This window comes from Paenibacillus sp. plas6 (genome assembly GCF_057221655.1).
Map to the genome: position 1 here is coordinate 2,040,720 of NZ_CM170151.1, position 19,281 is coordinate 2,060,000.

Sequence of the window (19,281 nt, forward strand, 5' to 3'; positions counted from 1 at the left end):
TCATACATATGTTCAATGATTGACCAGCTAGAGCAAGTCGATAACTAGCTTGCTGTCGGCTTATTCGGTCCAATGACGTATACCGTCACACCTTTTTTCTTGCCAAACTTTGTAGCTGTGTCTACATCATCAAAGTAAACGTCAATCTTGTTGCCCTTAATGGCTCCGCCTGTATCTTCAGCTCTTCTTAAGCCGACTCCTTCGATATAAACCCACCAGCCCATTGGAATGACTGAAGAATCGACGGCGATTGTACGCCCTTCTTTTACCGTTGTTCCTGAGGCTGTAATTCCGTAGTCTTTATCGCCTTTTCTTTTTCCAGTCGATTCAGGTCCTGCGGTATAAGCGGTTAAAGTAACATTCTTTAACACCTGTGAAGCCTTAAACGTATAATCCCCAACGGTAACTGTTTGTGCTGAATCAGTTTTATTAGACAGCGTTGTTATTGCTGCTTTCGCTTTGGCTGTGCCAACAGCAATAACTTGATCAACTGCCTCTTCTTTCACGATTTCATTAATCACTGAATCAGCTACAAGTACGCCATCCTCATAGCGCTGCTCGATTTGCTCGATAACAACTCCAACCTTACCTGTCTGTACTACCTTTTCTGTCCCCTTGGTCAAACTGTTATCTTCTTTCTTCACAATAGAGAATGGCACTGTCTTTTCTTGAGACATTACTTTGGTTTCAACACGTACGATTTTAATCGTGTCATTAGCCTTCAATTTACTATCCAGTGAAGGCTCAACTTTATCTTGACTGCGAATCGATATATTTAACTGCTTGATCGCTGCCTGCACCGTTTTCTCTGTTGTGTATTGCTTAGACGTTTTTCCGTCCGCTACTACGTTAATCGGAATCGCATGATTAATTTCGATTACATCGCCATCCTTAATAGGGGTGTTGAGTGATGTCGATACTTCATCATGAGGTCCTAACGTAATAGCTTGTTCATCCAGTAGGCGTTGCAGAACCCATTGTTTTGTCGTCACAACGGTTTCTTTTCCGTTCACTACTAAGGAGACGTTCTTTTCCGTCTGCCCGTACAACAACACCAAAAACATGAAAGTCATAGCGATTGAGATTGAAATGCTCAAAATAATCAAACGCAAGTTTCCATGCTTCCATCGCATTGCGAAAGTCATGCTGGATGATCGTTTGCCATGGGTGTCCTTTACTGGAAATAATCCCACTTCATCGGTCCTCCTTCATAGCCCCGCCGCCAATTATTGCATGTTACAACTGACGTGACTACACCTATATGGCGTGCATTTTGCACGCTTCCTAATTTTCTCATTGTCCTCCTCTCTCATCAATATCTCTATGATCTCTATTTCTTGTTTATGCAAAATCAATAGAACGATAGAACGAGGTATTTGAGAAAATTGGAAATTCAATACAGAGTACAAAGTACTGAAATGAATCATACCTTGTTAAAGGTGGACTTGTAAAGAACAGATAAAATGCGATTTTTATTAAAAAACTAGGTTAAATGAGAATAATATATTAAATTCTGCAACAAAAAATAGTTTTATCGTACGAAAAGTCTTTTTTTCTTTGATTTTCAGCGCTTTCTACTCAATTCCGAAACATTTTTTTCCATTTTGCAATGTAATTTGCGCTAATTCCTCTAGGGAAATTTCCTTAATTTGTGCAGCTGCTTCTGCCACAAGTGCCACGTAAGCACTCTCATTTCTCTTACCACGATATGGATGAGGTGTAAGATATGGGCAATCTGTTTCAATCAATAATTTGTCAATTGGAACATTTTTTAACACTTCTTTAGGCACTCTTGCATTCTTAAAAGTGACAGGTCCGCCGAAGGAAATATAGAAGTTCATATCGAGGCATTGTTTTGCAACTTCCCAGCTTCCAGAGAAACAATGCATAATACCTCCGACCTCAGCAGCTCCTTCCTCCCTAAGAATGTTAACAATATCAGCATGCGCATCTCGATTATGAATAATTATAGGTTTATTTACTTTTTTTGCTAAAGCAATTTGCTCTCTAAATACGCGATGTTGTACATCTTTAGGCGATGTGTCCCAATGATAATCAAGTCCGATTTCACCAATTGCAACTACTTTTGGATGCTGACAAAGCGATTCTATCCATGCCAAATCTCCATCTTCCATATAGATGCTTTCGACTGGGTGCCAGCCAACAGCAGCGTAAATAAAATCATATTTTTCTGCAAGTTCCATTGTTGTTGGAATTGTATGTCGATCAAATCCAATATTTACAATTAACTCTACTCCCGCTTCCCTAGCGCGCGCGATCATTTCTTCGCGATCCTCGTCAAATTGAGGCGCATCTAAATGAGCATGTGTGTCGAATAATTTAACCATTTGTAAACTGCTCTCCTACCCTTATATATTAAAAATTTGTTTCATTTTAGCACTTAATTGGTGACGATGTCTAATTAACGCTTCTTCCGGATAATACAAATGGTAACTACCATGATGCAGACCACTGATTGAGGCAATAATATCCGATTTTGAAGCAATTTCTGACAAACTTCCATCCTTTTCTAATAGCATAATTGGAGCTTTTTCATTGCCGTGATGTTTCGTTTTTTCCAAACGATATACGTCATACGGACGGTCGATCGGATAATCAATTTCCATATGATATTCAGGGTCAAGTCCGATGTCAATAAATGAAGTTTTTATCTCTTCCATACATTCATCCGTCATTGCTGTAAATGTAATATATTTATATAGTTTTCGATTTAAAAAACGCTCACACAATTCTGCTAGTAATGAATCAGATTCATGCTGCCAACGACTAAATGTGTATTGAACTAACGCTTCATCTAGACTCAAGTAAGACTTAAGTGTAATCGTACCTTCTATTAAAGAAAATATCGCATCGTCCATCCATTGGAAGTTGTAATTTTCCTTATATAATTGTTTAGCTCGTTTAAATATTTGACGTAAAATAATTTCCGAGCTTCGTGTAACAGGATGAAAATAAACTTGCCAATACATTTGATAACGCGACATTAAATAATGCTCAATGGCATGCATCCCGCTTTCCTTCACAACAATCGTTCCTTGATGCGGGCGAAGTACACGTAAAATTCGCTCTAAATCAAAGTTTCCATAATCTGTTCCTGTAAAATATGCATCACGCAATAAATAATCCATACGATCTGCATCAAGCTGACTGGAAATAAGACTAACTACAATTGATTGATCATACGTTTTTCTAATAACATCCGCTACCTTTTGTGGTAAATCGGAGGAATAAGATGAAAGAATAGAATTGATTTCTGTTTGCCCCAATAAAATTTTTACAGTCCAATCTTCATGATCCGTCTCAAAAATATCTTCTATTGAATGAGAAAATGGAGCATGTCCAATATCGTGCAGCAGGGCAGCGCATAAGGCAACAATTCGTTCCTCTTTCGGCCAATCAGGATAGCTGTTTCGCTCAAATTGAGAAATAATCCGCCTTGTAATCTCATAAACACCTAATGAATGAGAGAATCGACTATGTTCTGCACCATGAAAAGTTAAATATGTAGTCCCCAATTGACGAATTCTCCGTAAACGTTGAAATTCTTTACTATTAATTAAGTCCCAAATTAACTTTTCTCGTACATACACATAACTGTGTACAGGATCTTTAAATACTTTTTCTTCCTTAAGCATAAGATATATTCCCCCTCCTTGTTCAAATTTTTGTCAAATTAATTGATTAATTTTGTCGAATAATGTCGTAAAAATATATGCAAATTGTCGAAAATATAGTATTCTATTACATGGAACAAATCATCTAAATATGATGAATTCTTAATCTATATACGTAATTATTACGGCAAAAAATGATATTGACTCTATTGGTAAGAGTTGGTATTATTATTGTAATTTAACACGAACAATGTCGAATTATGACAGAATTCAATTTGTGAGAGGACGGAAAATTTAATGATGAAATCAACTGGTATTGTACGTAAAGTAGATGAGCTAGGTCGTGTTGTTATTCCAATTGAACTACGCCGCACACTTGGCATTGGCGAAAAAGATGCATTGGAAATTTACGTTGATGGCGAACGTATCATGTTGAAAAAATACGAACCTGCTTGTATTTTCTGTGGCAATGCTGAAGACGTGACTTACTTTAAAGGAAAAATTGTTTGCCAAAATTGTTTATCAGAAATGCCATCTCCTGTGACAAAATAAAAAAAATAAGGTATACTATAATTATCGACATGTTAATTCTAACCTTTTTATACTCCTTGATGCCTTCCTGGACACAATTTGCCAGGAAGGTCTTTTTTTATTTATGAATTTGATTGTACACCTCGCGCTTAGATATATTCCGATCTGCTGCTACTTTTTTTAATGCTTCTTTGTGAGACATCGTAGCTTCATAATGCTGCACATGTTCATCTAAAGTTAATTTTTGCCACCAGCTTTGTGACTCTGCTTCTAGCTTTATACGCTCATCCTCACTCATTCCTTCTATTATAATACAGCATTCACCAAGCGGCTCATGTTGCTCAAAATGAGCGATGCATTCAGATAATTTGCCTCGAACAAATTCTTCATGCTTTTTCGTTAATTCACGTGCGATTGATGCATGGCGATCCCCCCAACACTCCAGCATATAAGAGAGTGTCTTCGTAAGGCGATAAGGTGATTCATAAAAAATAAGTGTCTCCCGATATGTACTGACTTCTTCTAAGATTGAAGTAATGCTTTTTTTATCTCGTGGTAAAAAACCAATAAAGCTAAAGCGATCAGTATTTAGTCCCGAAACAATTAATGCAGAAAGTGCAGCATTTGCCCCTGGTATAGGAACAACATTAATTCCGTTTTCGATTGCATCTCGAGCAAGGTCAGCACCTGGATCAGAAATTGCAGGCAAACCCGCATCGCTCACTAAAGCAATATTTTCTCCTTGCAGCAACAATTTAATTAACTCTGCCCCGCTAGCTTCCTTATTATGCTCATGATAGCTAACTAATTTTGTTTTTATATCAAAATGTGTTAGCAGCTTACGTGTATTTCGCGTATCCTCAGCTGCAATAAGCGATACCTCCTGCAACGTACGGATTGCTCTCATTGTCATATCTTCTAAGTTGCCAATCGGCGTTGCAACAAGATAAAGAGTACCGTAAGCTGTACTAGCCTGAAAGCTTTTTTGAATATTCATATCATTTGTTCTCCCGCTTCATTATATACAATTTGTGGAGGCAGTACGCGAAGGTCTGGTTTGCCATCACGAATTGCCTCAATTAGCACGATATTTGCTTCACCCTTACTATTTGGATGAACAAATTGAATAATTTTAGGTTCTATTCTCCAGTTTCTTAGAGCAACGATAACATCTGCTAAACGTGATGGTCGATGCACCATAAATAGCTTTCCACCTGGACGAAGCAACTTGCAACTTGCTTTTGCAATATCGTCAATTGTGCAAGTTAACTCATGCCTAGCAATTGCATAATGTTCATTTTCATTTTTATCTCCTGCTGCACTCCTCATATAAGGAGGATTGACAGTTATCGCGTGATATATCCCATTGCCAGCATGGAGCGCATACTCACGCAGATCTTCCTCGATCACTTCAATCTGAGCCTGCAAGCCATTCATTAATACGTTTCGTCTTGCCATATCGGCAAGTCTTGGTTGTATTTCAATAGCGTCAATTTTCGCTTCTGTTTTATCGGAGCATAGCAAGGCAATAACACCATTACCAGTACAAAAATCAGCCACTCTTCCTCGCTTTGGTAGCTTAGCAAAGCGTGAAAGCAACACAGCATCAATGGAAAAACTAAACACTTCTCTGCTTTGAATAATTTTTAATCCTGACTCCGTCAGTAAATCGTCAATTCGTTCTCCCCCGTAAAGTGGAACCTCCTGCTTGTTCGTCAATCATATTCCCCTTTCAAACTATTCTCAATCTTCTCAAAAAAAACCGCCCTTACATAGCATTGAACTGCTCCCTGTCAAGTAGACAGTAGAAATAACAAAAATCGTAATGTCTGGACTCCGTTAATTACGGGGTCCATTTTTATGCTGCATTTTCAAGCTGCTGACGGTAGGTCATCGGAGGCAGCTTGTTTAACCTTTTCTGTCTACGCTTGTAATTGTAAAAGTGTATGTAGTCCTCAATTGCCTTAGCAAGGCTTTCGTAATTCTCAAAATGTCCGTTCAGGTAGTACATCTCACATTTGAGGATGCCCCAGAACCCTTCCATTGGGCCGTTATCGATACAACGACCTACACGCGACATGCTCTGCGCCATCCCCGCCTTGTCTAATCTGGCTTTAAATTGTTTGCTGGTATACTGAAATCCCCTGTCGCTATGAAAGATGGGGCGTGCATCAGGGTATCTGGATACGGCTAAGTCAAAGGTGTCGAATACTAGTCGGTTATTATTGCTCTTGCCCATGGCAAAGGAGATAATGCTGTTATCCTTCAGATCGAGAATCGCACTTAAATACAATTTTTCGTTATTGCCATACTTGAATTCTGTGACATCAGCTAACCATTTCTCATTTAGTTTCTCAGCCGTAAAGTCTCGATTCAATATGTTTTCTGCCGTAACCTCTGGTGTGAAACGCTGGTAATGTGGACGCTTTCTCCGGATCACCGCTTTGATGCCAGCTAGCTGAGTCAGGCGGTAAATTCGCTTGTAGTTGTACTGGGTCTCGTACCTTGCGTTCAGTTCATCTGTCAGTCGCCTATATCCATATATCCCATAAACTTCTGCGTAGATAGCCCCAAGCTTGTGGAGCAAGTCTTCATTCTCTCGCTCCCGAGCACTTTTTTCGCGGCGTAGCCATTTGTAGTAGGATGATCTGTTTAAGTCCAGGAACTCGCAAATCTTTGCGATCGGATATCCTTCTTGTTCATGAAGCTCTTTTACAACTAGGTAAAGCTTTTCCTGGCGTACTCCGCTTAGTACCGCCTCCTTTCGATTTCCTGAAGCTTTTTTAAGATCGCATTCTCCATTTCCTTTCGTTCGATTTCGGCTCTAAGCATTTTATTCTCTGCCTGTAACCGTTCGACTTCACTCATTTCGTCTAGCGTTTTACGTTTCCCCCGCCTGTCAATGAGTCCATCTACACCTCGTTCTTCGTATTTACGTACCCAGCTATAAATCTGTTGATAGGATACGTTGTACTTCTCCATGGTTAAGCCATAGTCTTTGCCTTTAGCTAAGCAGAAGCTTACCATTTCGATTCGCTCGTCCAATGTGGTAGCTCGTCCCTTGGTCATATAGAACCCTCTCCCTTGGCTTTTTTCCCATCGATCTATATGACCATTATTATACAACGTGATCCAGTTGCGAAGCTGTGTTCTACTACGGATTTTAAATTTCTTGCAAATCTCCTCCAGACTTCCTTCTCCACGAAGATATGCTTGGACCGCTGCGGTTTTCAACCCTGCAATATATCGTTTGTTTGTATTCGTAGTGAGAAGTCCTGATGGACCCATGGATTCATAATTCGCGATCCACTGCCGAAAAGTAGTTTTCCCGATTCCGTATTCACGTGCAATACTTCGTAGACTTCCTTGTCCACGGAGATATTTTTCTACTGCCTCTAATTTTAGTTCATAGCTAATTCCTTTTCCTTTTCTACTCATAGAAAACTCCCCTCAAAAGTAGTCCTGATTTTTGTTATTTCAGGTGTCTACTTTGAGGGGAGCATATCACATAAGGAGCGGCAAATAATTTTATTTATTAAGGAAAGATAAGCAAAATAAGCAATCTCCCTCGGTACGAAGATGTCCATAATAAACATTACAGATATGAAATCCTTCGTAGTAAAGCTTAGTCAGGTTATCGTAACCTTCGCCTATTTCATGCGTACCCTCAGCATGTTGAGTGGTGTCTTCATCTGCATGTTTATCAGTTACAGCAGCTTGAACAGACTGTTCCTGTTGTTCATGCTCCTGTCGTAAAATGGCTCTAAGCTGTTCATTCTCTTGTAATAATCGTTGATTTTCTTCTAGCAAGGCAACGACCTGCTGCTTTAATAAACCGAGCTCTTGGTGCATAGCTCCAGCACGATCTTCTAATTCATTCAATTGTACGAATATATCTTTCATCTCTAAGTATCCACCCCAGAGTTACATGCTAAGCTACAAAAAATAAGTCCTTACTTGGTAACTACATCGTCCAAAGAAAGCTCTTTTGGCTTTCCTGGATAATCAAATAATTGAACGAAGACGGTTTTTGTTGAAGGATTAATTCCTGTTACTTTACCTTCTCCATACGACGTAATAACAAGCTTTCCAACAGTTGGCAACTCTTCTCGCACACTTTCATAGTTATCATGCTCATATTTCAAGCAGCACATTAAACGTCCGCAAAGTCCGGATATTTTTGTTGGATTTAGCGATAAATTTTGATCTTTTGCCATCTTTATAGACACAGGCTCAAAATCACCTAACCATGATGAGCAACATAGTACTCGTCCACATGGCCCGATTCCGCCAAGCATTTTCGCTTCATCTCTAACACCAATCTGCCGCAATTCGATTCTTGTACGGAATACACTAGCTAGATCCTTTACAAGCTCACGAAAATCTACGCGACCCTCTGCTGTGAAATAAAAGATAATTTTGTTGCGATCAAATGTATATTCAACATCGACTAGCTTCATTTGAAGCTGATGATTTTGAATTTTCTCCAAGCAAGTTGTAAAAGCTTGTGCTGCTGCGTTGCGATTTTCATCAACAACTTGAGCATCAGCCTCGTTAGCAATGCGTATAACACGCTTTAACGGTAAAACAACATCTTCTTCTCCAACCTGCTTTTGTCCGATAACTACTTTTCCGTATTCAATTCCGCGAGCCGTTTCAACAATAACATGTTGCTCCTTCTCTACAGGATGATTGTCAGGATCAAAGTAGTATATCTTTCCCGCCTTCTTAAAGCGAACACCTATTACATTATACAAGGATTAGCCCTCCTGTAATTTTACCAAAAGTTGCTCAAAAGAAAGCTGTGGCGTAACATTTGCTTTCATACGCTTGTCTGCTTCTAGTACATGTTCCATACATGCAACCCAACCAGCAAACGAACGTGTAAAAGCATGTGCACTAATCCAGTCCAGCTCATCAATAAATACAATTCTATCTTTTCTGCCGGCCTGAAATTGTGTCATATCTTTATACCAAAGCAACAGTAGCGCAAGCACAAGCTCTATTTGATCTGCAAAGTCCCCTTTATTAAATAGCTTCTGTGCAGCGGTTACCATTGCTGCAGTGTACTTTGTAATGCTTTCCTTTCCTAATTGTATCACTAGCGTTCTAATTTCTGCAAACCCATTCTTTGCTAGTATTGCCCTTGCTCCGTCAATTCCCGAGCTTAGTTGAACAGCTGCTCTTGCTAGCGTTGGGGCAGCTCCCTCTTTAATCAGTTGTTCCAGCATAAAGTCGGGAGACAATGGAGTAAAGGGAACTCTCATTGTACGAGAACGTATGGTGGGAAGCATTGCTTGCTCATTACTCGTAATTAATATTGCAACAACTGGGGAAATTGGTTCTTCTAAAAACTTCAGTAAACTGTTTGCTGCTTGTACAGTCATTTTTTCTGCTTGCTCAATAATGTACACCACACGTCGATTACTTGATGTACGATATGCCAAATCACGTTGCAACTGTCTAATTTGATCTATTTTTATTGATTGGCCTTCTGCAGCGATATAATGAACATCTGATTGATTACCATTGTCGAACTTACGACATTCGAGACAAGAATCACAAGCCTTACCACCTGTCGGATTTAAGCAGAGCAGTGCTTTAGCAAAAGCATTAGCAGTTGCCAGCTTTCCAGTTCCTGCAGGACCTTCAAACAGATAAGCATGAGCAATACGGTCTTCAATTAACGCATGCTGTAATATTCGCTTTGCTTTCCATTGCGGCTCCAAGGCTTCCTCTGAAATCATTGTCTAACTCCTTCAATTAAAATGCAAAGTTAATTAAGAGCCCTCGAATTTCACCTAATGTGTGCAGTAGCTCTATTCTGCCTTCTTCTGTCTCAAGCAGCTCCTCTGCTAATAAGATAAGCTTACTGTCTACTTCTTCTAGAAGCTTGTAACGTTTAATCCGTCCGCGCCGATCAAAACCGCGAACTTCCTTTAGTCCAACACCACGTCTTAGTGTATCCTCAAGAAACTGCTTAATCATATTACGATAGAGCTTTAGCTCACGCACGGTCATATGTCTAGCCAATCGATCGCCTTGCTCCTGAATGCTTTTAATTTTTTGTTGAAGCTCGTCTACCGAATTGGCACGATCCTTTTGCATCAAAAAATCTGAAAATGAAGTTGATGCTGCTGGTTTTGCAACAGAACCGCTCGTTGTGCGACTTTGCCCTAGAGGCCTATAACTTTGATCTACCCTCATCAACAATCACTTCCCATTTTAAAAATGTTCAAATCTTTCAACCGGTATAACAAACACTGTTGCTCCTCCGACTTGTACTTCAACAGGAAATGGAATATACGAATCGGTAGCTCCACCCATAGGCGAAACTGGTGTTACCAATTGATCACGAACTTTACAATTGTTAACGATGACTTTAAATACTTCATGTATTCGTTCATCTTCAACACCGATCATAAAGGTAGTATTGCCTGCACGTAAAAATCCACCTGTACTTGCTAGCTTTGTTGCACGAAAGCCTTCCTTAACAAGTGCATTAGAAAGACGATTACTATCCTTATCTTGTATTACCGCAATCACCAATTTCATAATATCCCTCCTAAAATAAAATTCAATCTGGCATTTTCTTGCCTGCGCTAACTTTACAGATTAGCTTTTATATCATTATATGCATCAATTACATAGTTGCTTATACTATACCATATATCATACAGTGAAAACGCTTAAATGTGTTATATCTTTTTCCAGTGAAGTGAAACGGGCTATTTTTTATAAAGCTAATTTACCCGTTATGATTCTCTAAATAAGCTAAAATAACTGCAATAACCTGCTCATATACTTCGTCTGGGCTAGAATCAGCATTTACTTTAATGATTCGCTCTGGAAACTGCTCACATAGCGTTAAATATCCTTTTCTCACGTTTTGATGAAAGCTATTGCTCTCCAAATCAAGACGATTTACTTCACGGCCTGCAGCCATGGCAATTCGCGATAAACCTACTGCTGGTGTAACATCTAAGAAAATCGTAATATCGGGCATCATATCACCAATTGCGAATTGATTGATTGCCCATATTTGATCGATTCCTAACCCGCGAGCCACCCCTTGATAAGCTAAACTGCTATCTATAAAACGATCACATAATACAATGGTGCCGCTTTGCAATGCAGGGACCACCTTTTCCACTAAATGTTGACGTCGGGCTGCTGCATATAACAAAGCCTCAGTCCGTTCATCCATCATCGTATGCTCGCGATCTAAAATGATATTGCGTATTTTCTCTGCAATTGGAATGCCACCAGGTTCACGTGTAGTAAGTACATTTAAGTTACGGGCAATAAGCTCCTGCTGCACACGCTGAATGATCGTGGTTTTACCCGCTCCTTCTCCACCTTCAAACGAAATAAATATACCTTTATTCAACGCTGTTGCTCCTATTCTAATCATTCTCTCATTCTATTGTAACAGACAAGTCATTTATTATATATGCTAATCCGTAAATACTTTAATAAGACCTTGATTTAATCCTTCAGCACCTTGAAATTTAACATGGAATGCTGCATATTGATTAATCTCTAATAGATGTTCTTCTGTAATTTGCTCACCTTCAAATAAAATAGGTATCCCTGGCGGATAAGGGATAATTTGCTCTGCACAAATTTTTCCGACTGATTGTTCTAGCTTAAGCAGCGCAGTATTTGTCCTCATTTTTCTTTTAAAAGAAACAGGTTTACTTACAATATGCTTATTACTTATTTGAAGTGGCAAAGTGCTATTGATATCGTTCATTTTTTTTGAATTGATCTTGTTATTGAGGTGATGATCAATCTTTAAAATAGCTTGCTGAAGCTTGTCCAGTTGCTCAGCACTCATTGCCATGTGCCAAACTAACACGGCATAGCTTGCTGTCGCCATTTCCACCCAAACTCCTTCATGCTCAAGCATTTTTTGCAGTTCTACTCCGCTTACTTCCATGCTCTGATCATAAAGCAGTATACGATATGGATCCTGACGAACTTTCTTTTGCGAAGATAACTGCTTAACAGATAGTCTGCTGTTTTGCTGAAGCCAAGCTATAAATGTTTGAAGTAACTGATAGGACTGGGCAAACATTTCTTTACCATAGCTTTGCAGGAGCGCTCTAGCTATATCAAGACTAGCCATTAACAGATACGATGGACTTGAGCTTTCTATTATAGCTAATTGTTGCTGTATATCGTTAGCGTCTACTCGTTCACTTTGTATATGTAAATAAGCCCCCATTGTTAAGGCAGGCAACGTTTTATGGGCTGATTGTACGACTGCATCAGCTCCTGAGGCAAGTGCAGTATTAGGACTGTTTGGAGCAATACCATAATGTGCTCCATGAGCCTCATCAACGACTAACGGGATATTATAGCTATGTGCCAGTTCAATATATGGTTTTAGTTCAACGCTAAGCCCATAATAATTTGGATTAGTTAGAAAAATTGCTTTAGCATGGGGGTAACGCTGAATTGCTTGTTCTACGGTTTGTAGTGATGGAACAACTGCTAGCTTTGTTTCCTCTTCTATCTCAGGAGTAAGAAAAACAGCCTGTACCTCTGCAAGCTTGCAGCCATTAATTACAGACTTATGTACGTTTCGCTGAACAATAATAGTATCCCCGGAATCACATAATGAAAGTACTAAAGCTAAATTCCCTGCAGTACTTCCCCCCACTAAAAAGAAACTGTGAGAGGCTCCATATAATTGTGCAGCAAGTGATTGAGCTTGTTTTATAACACCTTGCGGATCATGTAAATCATCTGTATGAGAAAGCTCCGTTACATCTAACTTAGCTAGTTTAGTTAAAGCATTAATATATTGCTGTTGCTCCTCGGTAAATCTATGGACTAGCTGTTCATAAACGTTGCCGTTTCGATGTCCTGGAACATGAAATGATTGTGGCTTTGTATAGGAAAACTCTACTAAATGCTCAAATAATGGTGCTTGGCATAAAATATGATTCATTTTATCTTCCCTCAATTATTGCTATTTACTCATACTGTAACATAAGCTTGCACATAAACATAATAAAAACGACTGAATTTGCTCAGTCGCTTAGCACATTTGCATTTTCTATAAAAATGTTTTTCATACGAGCAACAAAAAACGGATACCGTTCATCCTTTGTATCTATTGATACCATTTCCTGTTCACAGCGCGCACAAATAAAGCTAGATACTATATGAATACCTGTTTCACTTTCATTGCCGCATATTGTGCACACTTGTTCAATTGCATTTGCCATAATCTCACCTCTACAGCATATTATTCATAGTATGATGCTTATTCTATGAAAATATACTTCTCATTTTCAATATACCATATGCAATTTAGCAAATTGATGTGCAAATATGTTAAACGTCCATCTGATTTAGCCGATATAAAAAATAGTTACTATGAAGGGAGTACGCTATGAAGCGGTCACTTACTGATCATCCAACTGCTACAATATATCAATATAAGCTTATTAAACGAATCGTTGTTCGTAATGAAATGCTTATAAGCTACTTACTATGCACTTTAATTGCTCTAGGATTTGAATACGGTATTTATGAGCTTTATGGGGTGTTTAATTGGTTAATTGGCTTTGTAGCAATGCAAATTATACATCTCATTATTATTCTACTTGCCTTTATCAATGTTCATGAGGCAGCAGATCGCAAGTGGAAATGGAGCATTACTCCACCTTGGACTGGATTTAAACCTGCCAATGATATTAATTTTTTTGTATTTCGCAGAATTCATACGCAGTTATTTTGGCTAGGGGCGATTATTATCGGAGTCATGTATCCTTGGATTTCTCCTTCGCTTATGCTTAGCCTTATTTTTTGGCATATCTGGCTGCTTACTCCAAAGCTTATGTTAACTTTAGCTTTCCGTAAACACGCCAAGAAAACTCGGGCTGGAATTATTCGTATGCAAATTAAAGAAGTCAATCTATTTCAACCATAGTTTTTTGTACAATTAAATATAGCATATCACTCCGCAACTAATTTGATGTTTAACCTTAAACGTATACCTTTATATGATTCATCAAAAAAACAGCGGAGTTTTTATTTTTAAATCAGCTAGTTCTGATAAGCTATCTATCATCATATGTCTCTTTCCATAAATTGATGATACTGTTCCTCTTCTATAATTTCATTTATATCATCAGAGGTAATCGTAATAATAGGATAATGTTCTTGCTCACCTTTCTTGATCGCTTTTTCTTTTATATATTTAACTTTACTTGCTGCAGCCTCCTCGTCATAAAATAAAAGCATACCATCGGTTTTATTTAGTATTAATTGGTCTCTCGCTTGAAATTGCCAAGGACCCAGATAAGGCTGTTTGCTCACAATATCAAAATGATCAAGCTGTTGCTTTATTTCATTAAAGTACTGCTGCTTTGCCTCATTCCAATTTTGCTCTTGATTCATATAAGCATGAAGCATTGAAATTCGCAGAGAAGGGTATCGTGTATCTCGCAGTTTAATTGCAATCTCGGTCGCCCATAAATCAAAACCATACAGTCCTGGTGTAATGATCCATTGTAAGCCTTCTTCAAGCAACGGCACGATCTTTTTTATAAAAGCTTTTTTTATATATTTGATCACCTTGTTTTTTTGAATATAAATTCCTAGCTCATATGCGCTATAGCCTGTAACAAAAATATTTTTCATCTTTTTCTTTCCTATTCAAATGATCATGTTAAACGAATCTTATTATTCTTGCCTTTATCATTTAAAATAAGCAGGATGAAAAACGTCAGTGTTTTTCATCCTGCTTAATTCATAATCGTTTATTTTACAACTACACGAATTGATACGCTTTTGCCGCCGTAAGTTGCCTTTATTGTAGTTGTTCCTTTACCTACAGCAGTAATTTTACCATCTTTCACAGTTGCAACACTGCTTTTTGAACTAGTCCAAACTGCTTGTTCTGTCACATCAACAGGGCTGCCATTTACGTAGTTAGCAGTAACCTTAACAGTAAATGTTCCGCCAACAGTAAGATTAGTATTTTTATCAGAAATCGAAAGTGATTTTAGCTTAGGTGTTACAACAACTTTAATACTAACAGTTTTTCCTTGATAAGTTCCTGTAATTAAAGCATTTCCAGCTGATAAAGCTTTAATTGATTTTCCTTTAACAGAAGCTACTTTAGTATCAGAACTGCTTAATTCAACTTTTGAGCTTAAGACAACTGATCTGCCATCTTTATAATAGCCAACAATTTTAACTGACTTAGATTTATTTGGATTAAGTTCTAACAGTTCTGGATCAGCTTCTAATTTAACGATTTCTTCATCAATTCTTACTTTAATTGTTGTTGTTTTATTTAGATATTTTGCAGTTAAGTTAACTGTAGCAACTTCTGTACCCTTCATTTGAGTTTCTTTAAGGATAAGACTTTCATTAGAAGTTGACCATGTTACTTTACTAGTAACATCTTCTTCCTCTCCATCCTCATTAACAACAGTAATTTTAGGGTATGCAGTATCCTTGCCAAGAACAATATTTAGATTTGAAGAATCAGGAATAAGCTTAACAGGTTTTTTATTAACTGTCACTTTTACTTCTGCTTCAATATTTTTTATTTTAGCAGTAAGTGTTGTTTCGCCAATTTGCTTAGCAACCCATTTGCCATCTTCAACGATAGCTACTTTTTCATCGTTAGAAGTCCACTGTACAAGTTTAGAAACATCAACTAATGAACCATCAAATGTTTTTCCTTTAACAGTTGGAAGCTTTTCACTGCTTTTTACAAAACCGTCAACTGATTCAGTATCCACAGTTAGTGCAGTAATACTTGGATAGACAGTAACCGTAATACTACGACTTACACCTTTATATGAAGCTGTAATTTTAGTCGTACCAACTGCTTTAGGAGTAACAACCCCATTAGTAACTTTAGCTACAACTGGATCAGAAGTAGTCCATTGTGCTAATTGTGTAACATCAGAAATTACATTTGTATTACTTAATACTTCTGCTTTAATTTGCAATGGATCTTCATGAATAAACATATGATATTCATTTTCTGGACTTAGACGAATAGACTGATAAACATTACGTACAACAACGTCAATTGATGATGAAGTTCCTTGATGAGAAACACTAACTGTAGTTTTACCTGCAGCTACTGCTTTAATAACTCCCTCTTCAACAGTAACGACATTGGTATTACTGCTTGTCCATGTTCCATCTTTAGTGACATCAACAGTTTCACCATTTTTTAATGTAGCAATTGCAGCTAAATTATAATCGTCGCCGCCAACTTCAAGTTCAATTTGCTCATTTGGCGTAATTACAATAGACTTATATGGTGAAGTTACTGTAATAGCAATCGTGTCTGACTTACCTTTATACTTAGCTGTAATTGTTGCTGTACCTACACCAACAAAGTTAATTGTTCCTTCATTAACTGTCGCAACAGAAGCATTTGAGGTAGTCCATGTTGCTTCTGCAGTAATATCTTCAGTTACTCCATTTTTTGTTCCACTTAACTTGTATGTATAGCTTTTTCCAACCTCACCCTCAGCTTTCGCAGGTGCAGCAGAATTATTATCCATAATAGTTACAGTGTCATAAAAATAATCTGATGTAGCATTAATGTAGATTGAATGGTTGTTATACGTTGCTGTAATTTTTGCCTTACCTTTACCTACACCAGTAAGAACACCATTTTCCACTTTTACATAATTAGTATTTGATGATTTCCATGTTACCTGAGACGTAACGTTTTTCTTAGATGTACCATCTGAACTTGATATAGTTGCTAGTACTTCTAAATTTACTTTTTCACCTTCAATTAATAATTGCAGGGAATTTGTACTGCTATCATAATCAGTTTCGTCGTAAAGAAATTCAATTCCTGTTACTTTTTCCTCTGCTGCACTAACTAGCATTGACATGGAGGAAAATACCATAACCATTGCAAGTAAGAACACTAAACCTTTTTTTGCCGATCTTAACCATAAATTTTGGTATCTTTCTGTGTACAAAATATCATCCCTTTCTTACTTCAATACCGTCTACTTTATTAACGGAATAATTAGCCAAAAAGTTAATAAAAATCAGAAAAATTTTATGAAATTATAAAACCAAAAAAAGCCTACTGCAAATGCAGTAGACTTCTTCTTTGCTTGGCAACGTCCTACTCTCCCAGGACCCTTCGGTCCAAGTACCATCGGCGCTGAAAGGCTTAACGGTCGTGTTCGAGATGGGTACGCGTGGTTCCCTTTCGCCATTGTCACCAAACATGGGGTTTACACCCTCAAAACTGGATAGAAAGTTTTCATCTTACGAATCATTTAGGATAAGCCCTCGACCGATTAGTACTGGTCAGCTCCATGCATTGCTGCACTTCCACCCCCAGCCTATCTACCTCGTCGTCTTCAAGGGGTCTTACTACTTGGGAAATCTCATCTTGAGGGGGGCTTCACGCTTAGATGCTTTCAGCGCTTATCCCTTCCGTACTTGGCTACCCAGCGGTGCTTCTGGCGAAACAACTGGTACACCAGCGGTACGTCCATCCCGGTCCTCTCGTACTAAGGACAGCTCCTCTCAAATTTCCTACGCCCGCGACAGATAGGGACCGAACTGTCTCACGACGTTCTGAACCCAGCTCGCGTACCGCTTTAATGGGCGAACAGCCCAACCCTTGGGACCTACTTCAGCCCCAGGATGCGATGAGCCGACATCGAGGTGCCAAACCTCCCCGTCGATGTGGACTCTTGGGGGAGATAAGCCTGTTATCCCCAGGGTAGCTTTTATCCGTTGAGCGATGGCCCTTCCATTCGGTACCACCGGATCACTAAGCCCGACTTTCGTCCCTGCTCGACTTGTGGGTCTCGCAGTCAAGCTCCCTTCTGCCTTTACACTCTTCGAATGATTTCCAACCATTCTGAGGGAACCTTTGGGCGCCTCCGTTACGCTTTAGGAGGCGACCGCCCCAGTCAAACTGCCCACCTGACACGGTCCCTTCGCCCGATTCAGGGCGACAGGTTAGAACTCCGATACGATCAGGGTGGTATCCCAACGGCGCCTCCACACAAGCTGGCGCTCATGCTTCCTAGGCTCCCACCTATCCTGTACAGATCGTACCAAAGTCCAATATCAAGCTGCAGTAAAGCTCCATGGGGTCTTTCCGTCTTGTCGCGGGTAACCTGCATCTTCACAGGTATTAAAATTTCACCGGATCTCTCGTTGAGACAGCGCCCAATTCGTTACGCCATTCGTGCGGGTCAGAATTTACCTGACAAGGAATTTCGCTACCTTAGGACCGTTATAGTTACGGCCGCCGTTTACTGGGGCTTCGGTTCATAGCTTCGGCTTACGCCTAACCATTCCCCTTAACCTTCCAGCACCGGGCAGGCGTCAGCCCGTATACGTCGTCTTACGACTTTGCACAGACCTGTGTTTTTGCTAAACAGTCGATTGGGCCTTTTCACTGCGGCCCCCTCGGGCTATTCACCCTACCGGGGCACCCCTTCTCCCGAAGTTACGGGGTCATTTTGCCGAGTTCCTTAACGAGAGTTCTTCCGCGCGCCTTAGCATGCTCTGCTCGCCTACCTGTGTCGGTTTGCGGTACGGGCACCTTCGTCTCACTAGAGGCTTTTCTTGGCAGCCTGAACTCATGACCTTCGCTACTGCAATTTTCGCTCCCCATCACAGCCCAGCCTTTCGATGAGCGGATTTGCCTACTCACCAGCCTCACTGCTTGGACGGACATCCATCAGTCCGCGTCACTATCCTTCTGCGTCACCCCTTCGCTCAAACAACTACGGTGGTACAGGAATTTCAACCTGTTGTCCTTCCACTACGCCTTTCGGCCTCGCGTTAGGTCCCGACTTACCCTGAGTGGACGAGCCTTCCTCAGGAACCCTTAGGCTTACGGCGGATAGGATTCTCACCTATCTTTTCGTTACTCATACCGGCATTCTCACTTGAATACAGTCCACCACTCCTTACGGTATGACTTCAACCCGTATTCAACGCTCCCCTACCCAATTCGTAGGCTTCACTTCAACTTCGATGGTTTGTGTTTAGCTGAAGAACATACATTTAGTCGAATTCTTGAACAACCTTAGCGGTTGATTTCGACGAATGTTAATCGTCGCTAAACACTTCTTCA

General features: G+C 39.4%; 18 protein-coding genes, 2 rRNA genes and 1 pseudogene (1 of these 21 cut by a window edge). 2 read left to right on the forward strand and 19 right to left on the reverse strand.

The window, feature by feature from the left end:
• Positions 1–44 precede the first annotated feature (44 nt).
• From AC2TDL_RS09155 to AC2TDL_RS09165, 3 genes are all read right to left on the reverse strand, one after another.
• The gene (locus AC2TDL_RS09155) at positions 45–1,193 is read right to left on the reverse strand and encodes a resuscitation-promoting factor (protein WP_484700531.1); all 1,149 of its coding nucleotides are present in this window, start codon (positions 1,191–1,193) and stop codon (positions 45–47) included.
• A gap of 381 nt (positions 1,194–1,574) precedes the next feature.
• On the reverse strand, positions 1,575–2,348 hold the full coding sequence (locus AC2TDL_RS09160) for a TatD family hydrolase (protein WP_484700533.1): 774 nt from the start codon (positions 2,346–2,348) through the stop codon (positions 1,575–1,577).
• Between the two features lie 21 nt (positions 2,349–2,369).
• Positions 2,370–3,656: an HD domain-containing protein gene (locus AC2TDL_RS09165; RefSeq protein ID WP_484700535.1), complete on the reverse strand. Its 1,287-nt coding sequence runs from the start codon at positions 3,654–3,656 to the stop codon at positions 2,370–2,372.
• Positions 3,657–3,932: 276 nt separating this feature from the next.
• Between AC2TDL_RS09165 and AC2TDL_RS09170 the strand changes: the two genes are divergently transcribed.
• Positions 3,933–4,187, forward strand: a complete 255-nt coding sequence (locus tag AC2TDL_RS09170) for an AbrB/MazE/SpoVT family DNA-binding domain-containing protein (RefSeq protein ID WP_213520473.1) — start codon at positions 3,933–3,935, stop codon at positions 4,185–4,187.
• A gap of 97 nt (positions 4,188–4,284) precedes the next feature.
• On the opposite strand, the gene rsmI is transcribed toward AC2TDL_RS09170, so the two are convergent.
• From rsmI to AC2TDL_RS09230, 12 genes and pseudogenes are all read right to left on the reverse strand, one after another.
• The gene (gene rsmI, locus AC2TDL_RS09175; RefSeq protein WP_484700538.1) at positions 4,285–5,163 is read right to left on the reverse strand and encodes a 16S rRNA (cytidine(1402)-2'-O)-methyltransferase; all 879 of its coding nucleotides are present in this window, start codon (positions 5,161–5,163) and stop codon (positions 4,285–4,287) included.
• Entirely contained in the window at positions 5,160–5,885 is a 726-nt protein-coding gene (locus AC2TDL_RS09180) for a tRNA1(Val) (adenine(37)-N6)-methyltransferase (RefSeq protein WP_484700541.1), read from the reverse strand. The genes rsmI and AC2TDL_RS09180 overlap by 4 nt, the downstream gene beginning before the upstream one ends.
• A 139-nt stretch (positions 5,886–6,024) precedes the next feature.
• Positions 6,025–6,894 (reverse strand): annotated as a pseudogene (locus AC2TDL_RS09185) (IS3 family transposase); the annotation flags it as partial.
• A gap of 20 nt (positions 6,895–6,914) precedes the next feature.
• Positions 6,915–7,604: a helix-turn-helix domain-containing protein gene (locus AC2TDL_RS09190; RefSeq protein WP_484696083.1), complete on the reverse strand. Its 690-nt coding sequence runs from the start codon at positions 7,602–7,604 to the stop codon at positions 6,915–6,917.
• Between the two features lie 90 nt (positions 7,605–7,694).
• Positions 7,695–8,069 (reverse strand): initiation-control protein YabA, encoded by a 375-nt coding sequence (locus tag AC2TDL_RS09195; protein WP_484700543.1) that lies wholly within the window; start codon positions 8,067–8,069, stop codon positions 7,695–7,697.
• Between the two features lie 50 nt (positions 8,070–8,119).
• Positions 8,120–8,923: a PSP1 domain-containing protein gene (locus AC2TDL_RS09200; protein ID WP_484700546.1), complete on the reverse strand. Its 804-nt coding sequence runs from the start codon at positions 8,921–8,923 to the stop codon at positions 8,120–8,122.
• A gap of 3 nt (positions 8,924–8,926) precedes the next feature.
• Positions 8,927–9,913 carry a DNA polymerase III subunit delta' gene (gene holB / locus AC2TDL_RS09205; RefSeq protein ID WP_484700549.1) on the reverse strand — a complete coding sequence of 329 codons (987 nt, stop codon included), beginning with the start codon at positions 9,911–9,913 and terminating at the stop codon, positions 8,927–8,929.
• Positions 9,914–9,929: 16 nt separating this feature from the next.
• Positions 9,930–10,373, reverse strand: coding sequence for a YaaR family protein (locus tag AC2TDL_RS09210; protein WP_484700553.1), 444 nt, complete (start codon positions 10,371–10,373; stop codon positions 9,930–9,932).
• An 18-nt stretch (positions 10,374–10,391) separates the two neighbouring features.
• On the reverse strand, positions 10,392–10,721 hold the full coding sequence (locus AC2TDL_RS09215; RefSeq protein ID WP_484700556.1) for a cyclic-di-AMP receptor: 330 nt from the start codon (positions 10,719–10,721) through the stop codon (positions 10,392–10,394).
• A 193-nt stretch (positions 10,722–10,914) separates the two neighbouring features.
• On the reverse strand, positions 10,915–11,556 hold the full coding sequence (gene tmk, locus AC2TDL_RS09220) for a dTMP kinase (RefSeq protein WP_484700558.1): 642 nt from the start codon (positions 11,554–11,556) through the stop codon (positions 10,915–10,917).
• 66 nt (positions 11,557–11,622) lie between these two features.
• The gene (locus AC2TDL_RS09225) at positions 11,623–13,125 is read right to left on the reverse strand and encodes an aminotransferase class I/II-fold pyridoxal phosphate-dependent enzyme (protein WP_484700561.1); all 1,503 of its coding nucleotides are present in this window, start codon (positions 13,123–13,125) and stop codon (positions 11,623–11,625) included.
• A gap of 82 nt (positions 13,126–13,207) precedes the next feature.
• Positions 13,208–13,405, reverse strand: coding sequence for a sigma factor G inhibitor Gin (locus tag AC2TDL_RS09230; RefSeq protein WP_484700563.1), 198 nt, complete (start codon positions 13,403–13,405; stop codon positions 13,208–13,210).
• A gap of 167 nt (positions 13,406–13,572) precedes the next feature.
• On the opposite strand from AC2TDL_RS09230, the gene AC2TDL_RS09235 reads away from it, so the two are divergent.
• Entirely contained in the window at positions 13,573–14,112 is a 540-nt protein-coding gene (locus tag AC2TDL_RS09235) for a hypothetical protein (protein ID WP_484700565.1), read from the forward strand.
• Positions 14,113–14,252: 140 nt separating this feature from the next.
• On the opposite strand, the gene AC2TDL_RS09240 is transcribed toward AC2TDL_RS09235, so the two are convergent.
• The 4 genes from AC2TDL_RS09240 to AC2TDL_RS09255 form a co-directional block, all read right to left on the reverse strand.
• Positions 14,253–14,825 (reverse strand): SLOG family protein, encoded by a 573-nt coding sequence (locus AC2TDL_RS09240; RefSeq protein WP_484700571.1) that lies wholly within the window; start codon positions 14,823–14,825, stop codon positions 14,253–14,255.
• A gap of 119 nt (positions 14,826–14,944) precedes the next feature.
• Positions 14,945–17,149: an Ig-like domain-containing protein gene (locus AC2TDL_RS09245; protein WP_484700573.1), complete on the reverse strand. Its 2,205-nt coding sequence runs from the start codon at positions 17,147–17,149 to the stop codon at positions 14,945–14,947.
• Positions 17,150–17,288: 139 nt separating this feature from the next.
• Positions 17,289–17,405 (reverse strand): 5S ribosomal RNA (gene rrf / locus AC2TDL_RS09250).
• A gap of 54 nt (positions 17,406–17,459) precedes the next feature.
• A 23S ribosomal RNA gene (locus AC2TDL_RS09255) occupies positions 17,460–19,281 on the reverse strand (it continues 1,236 nt past the right edge of the window).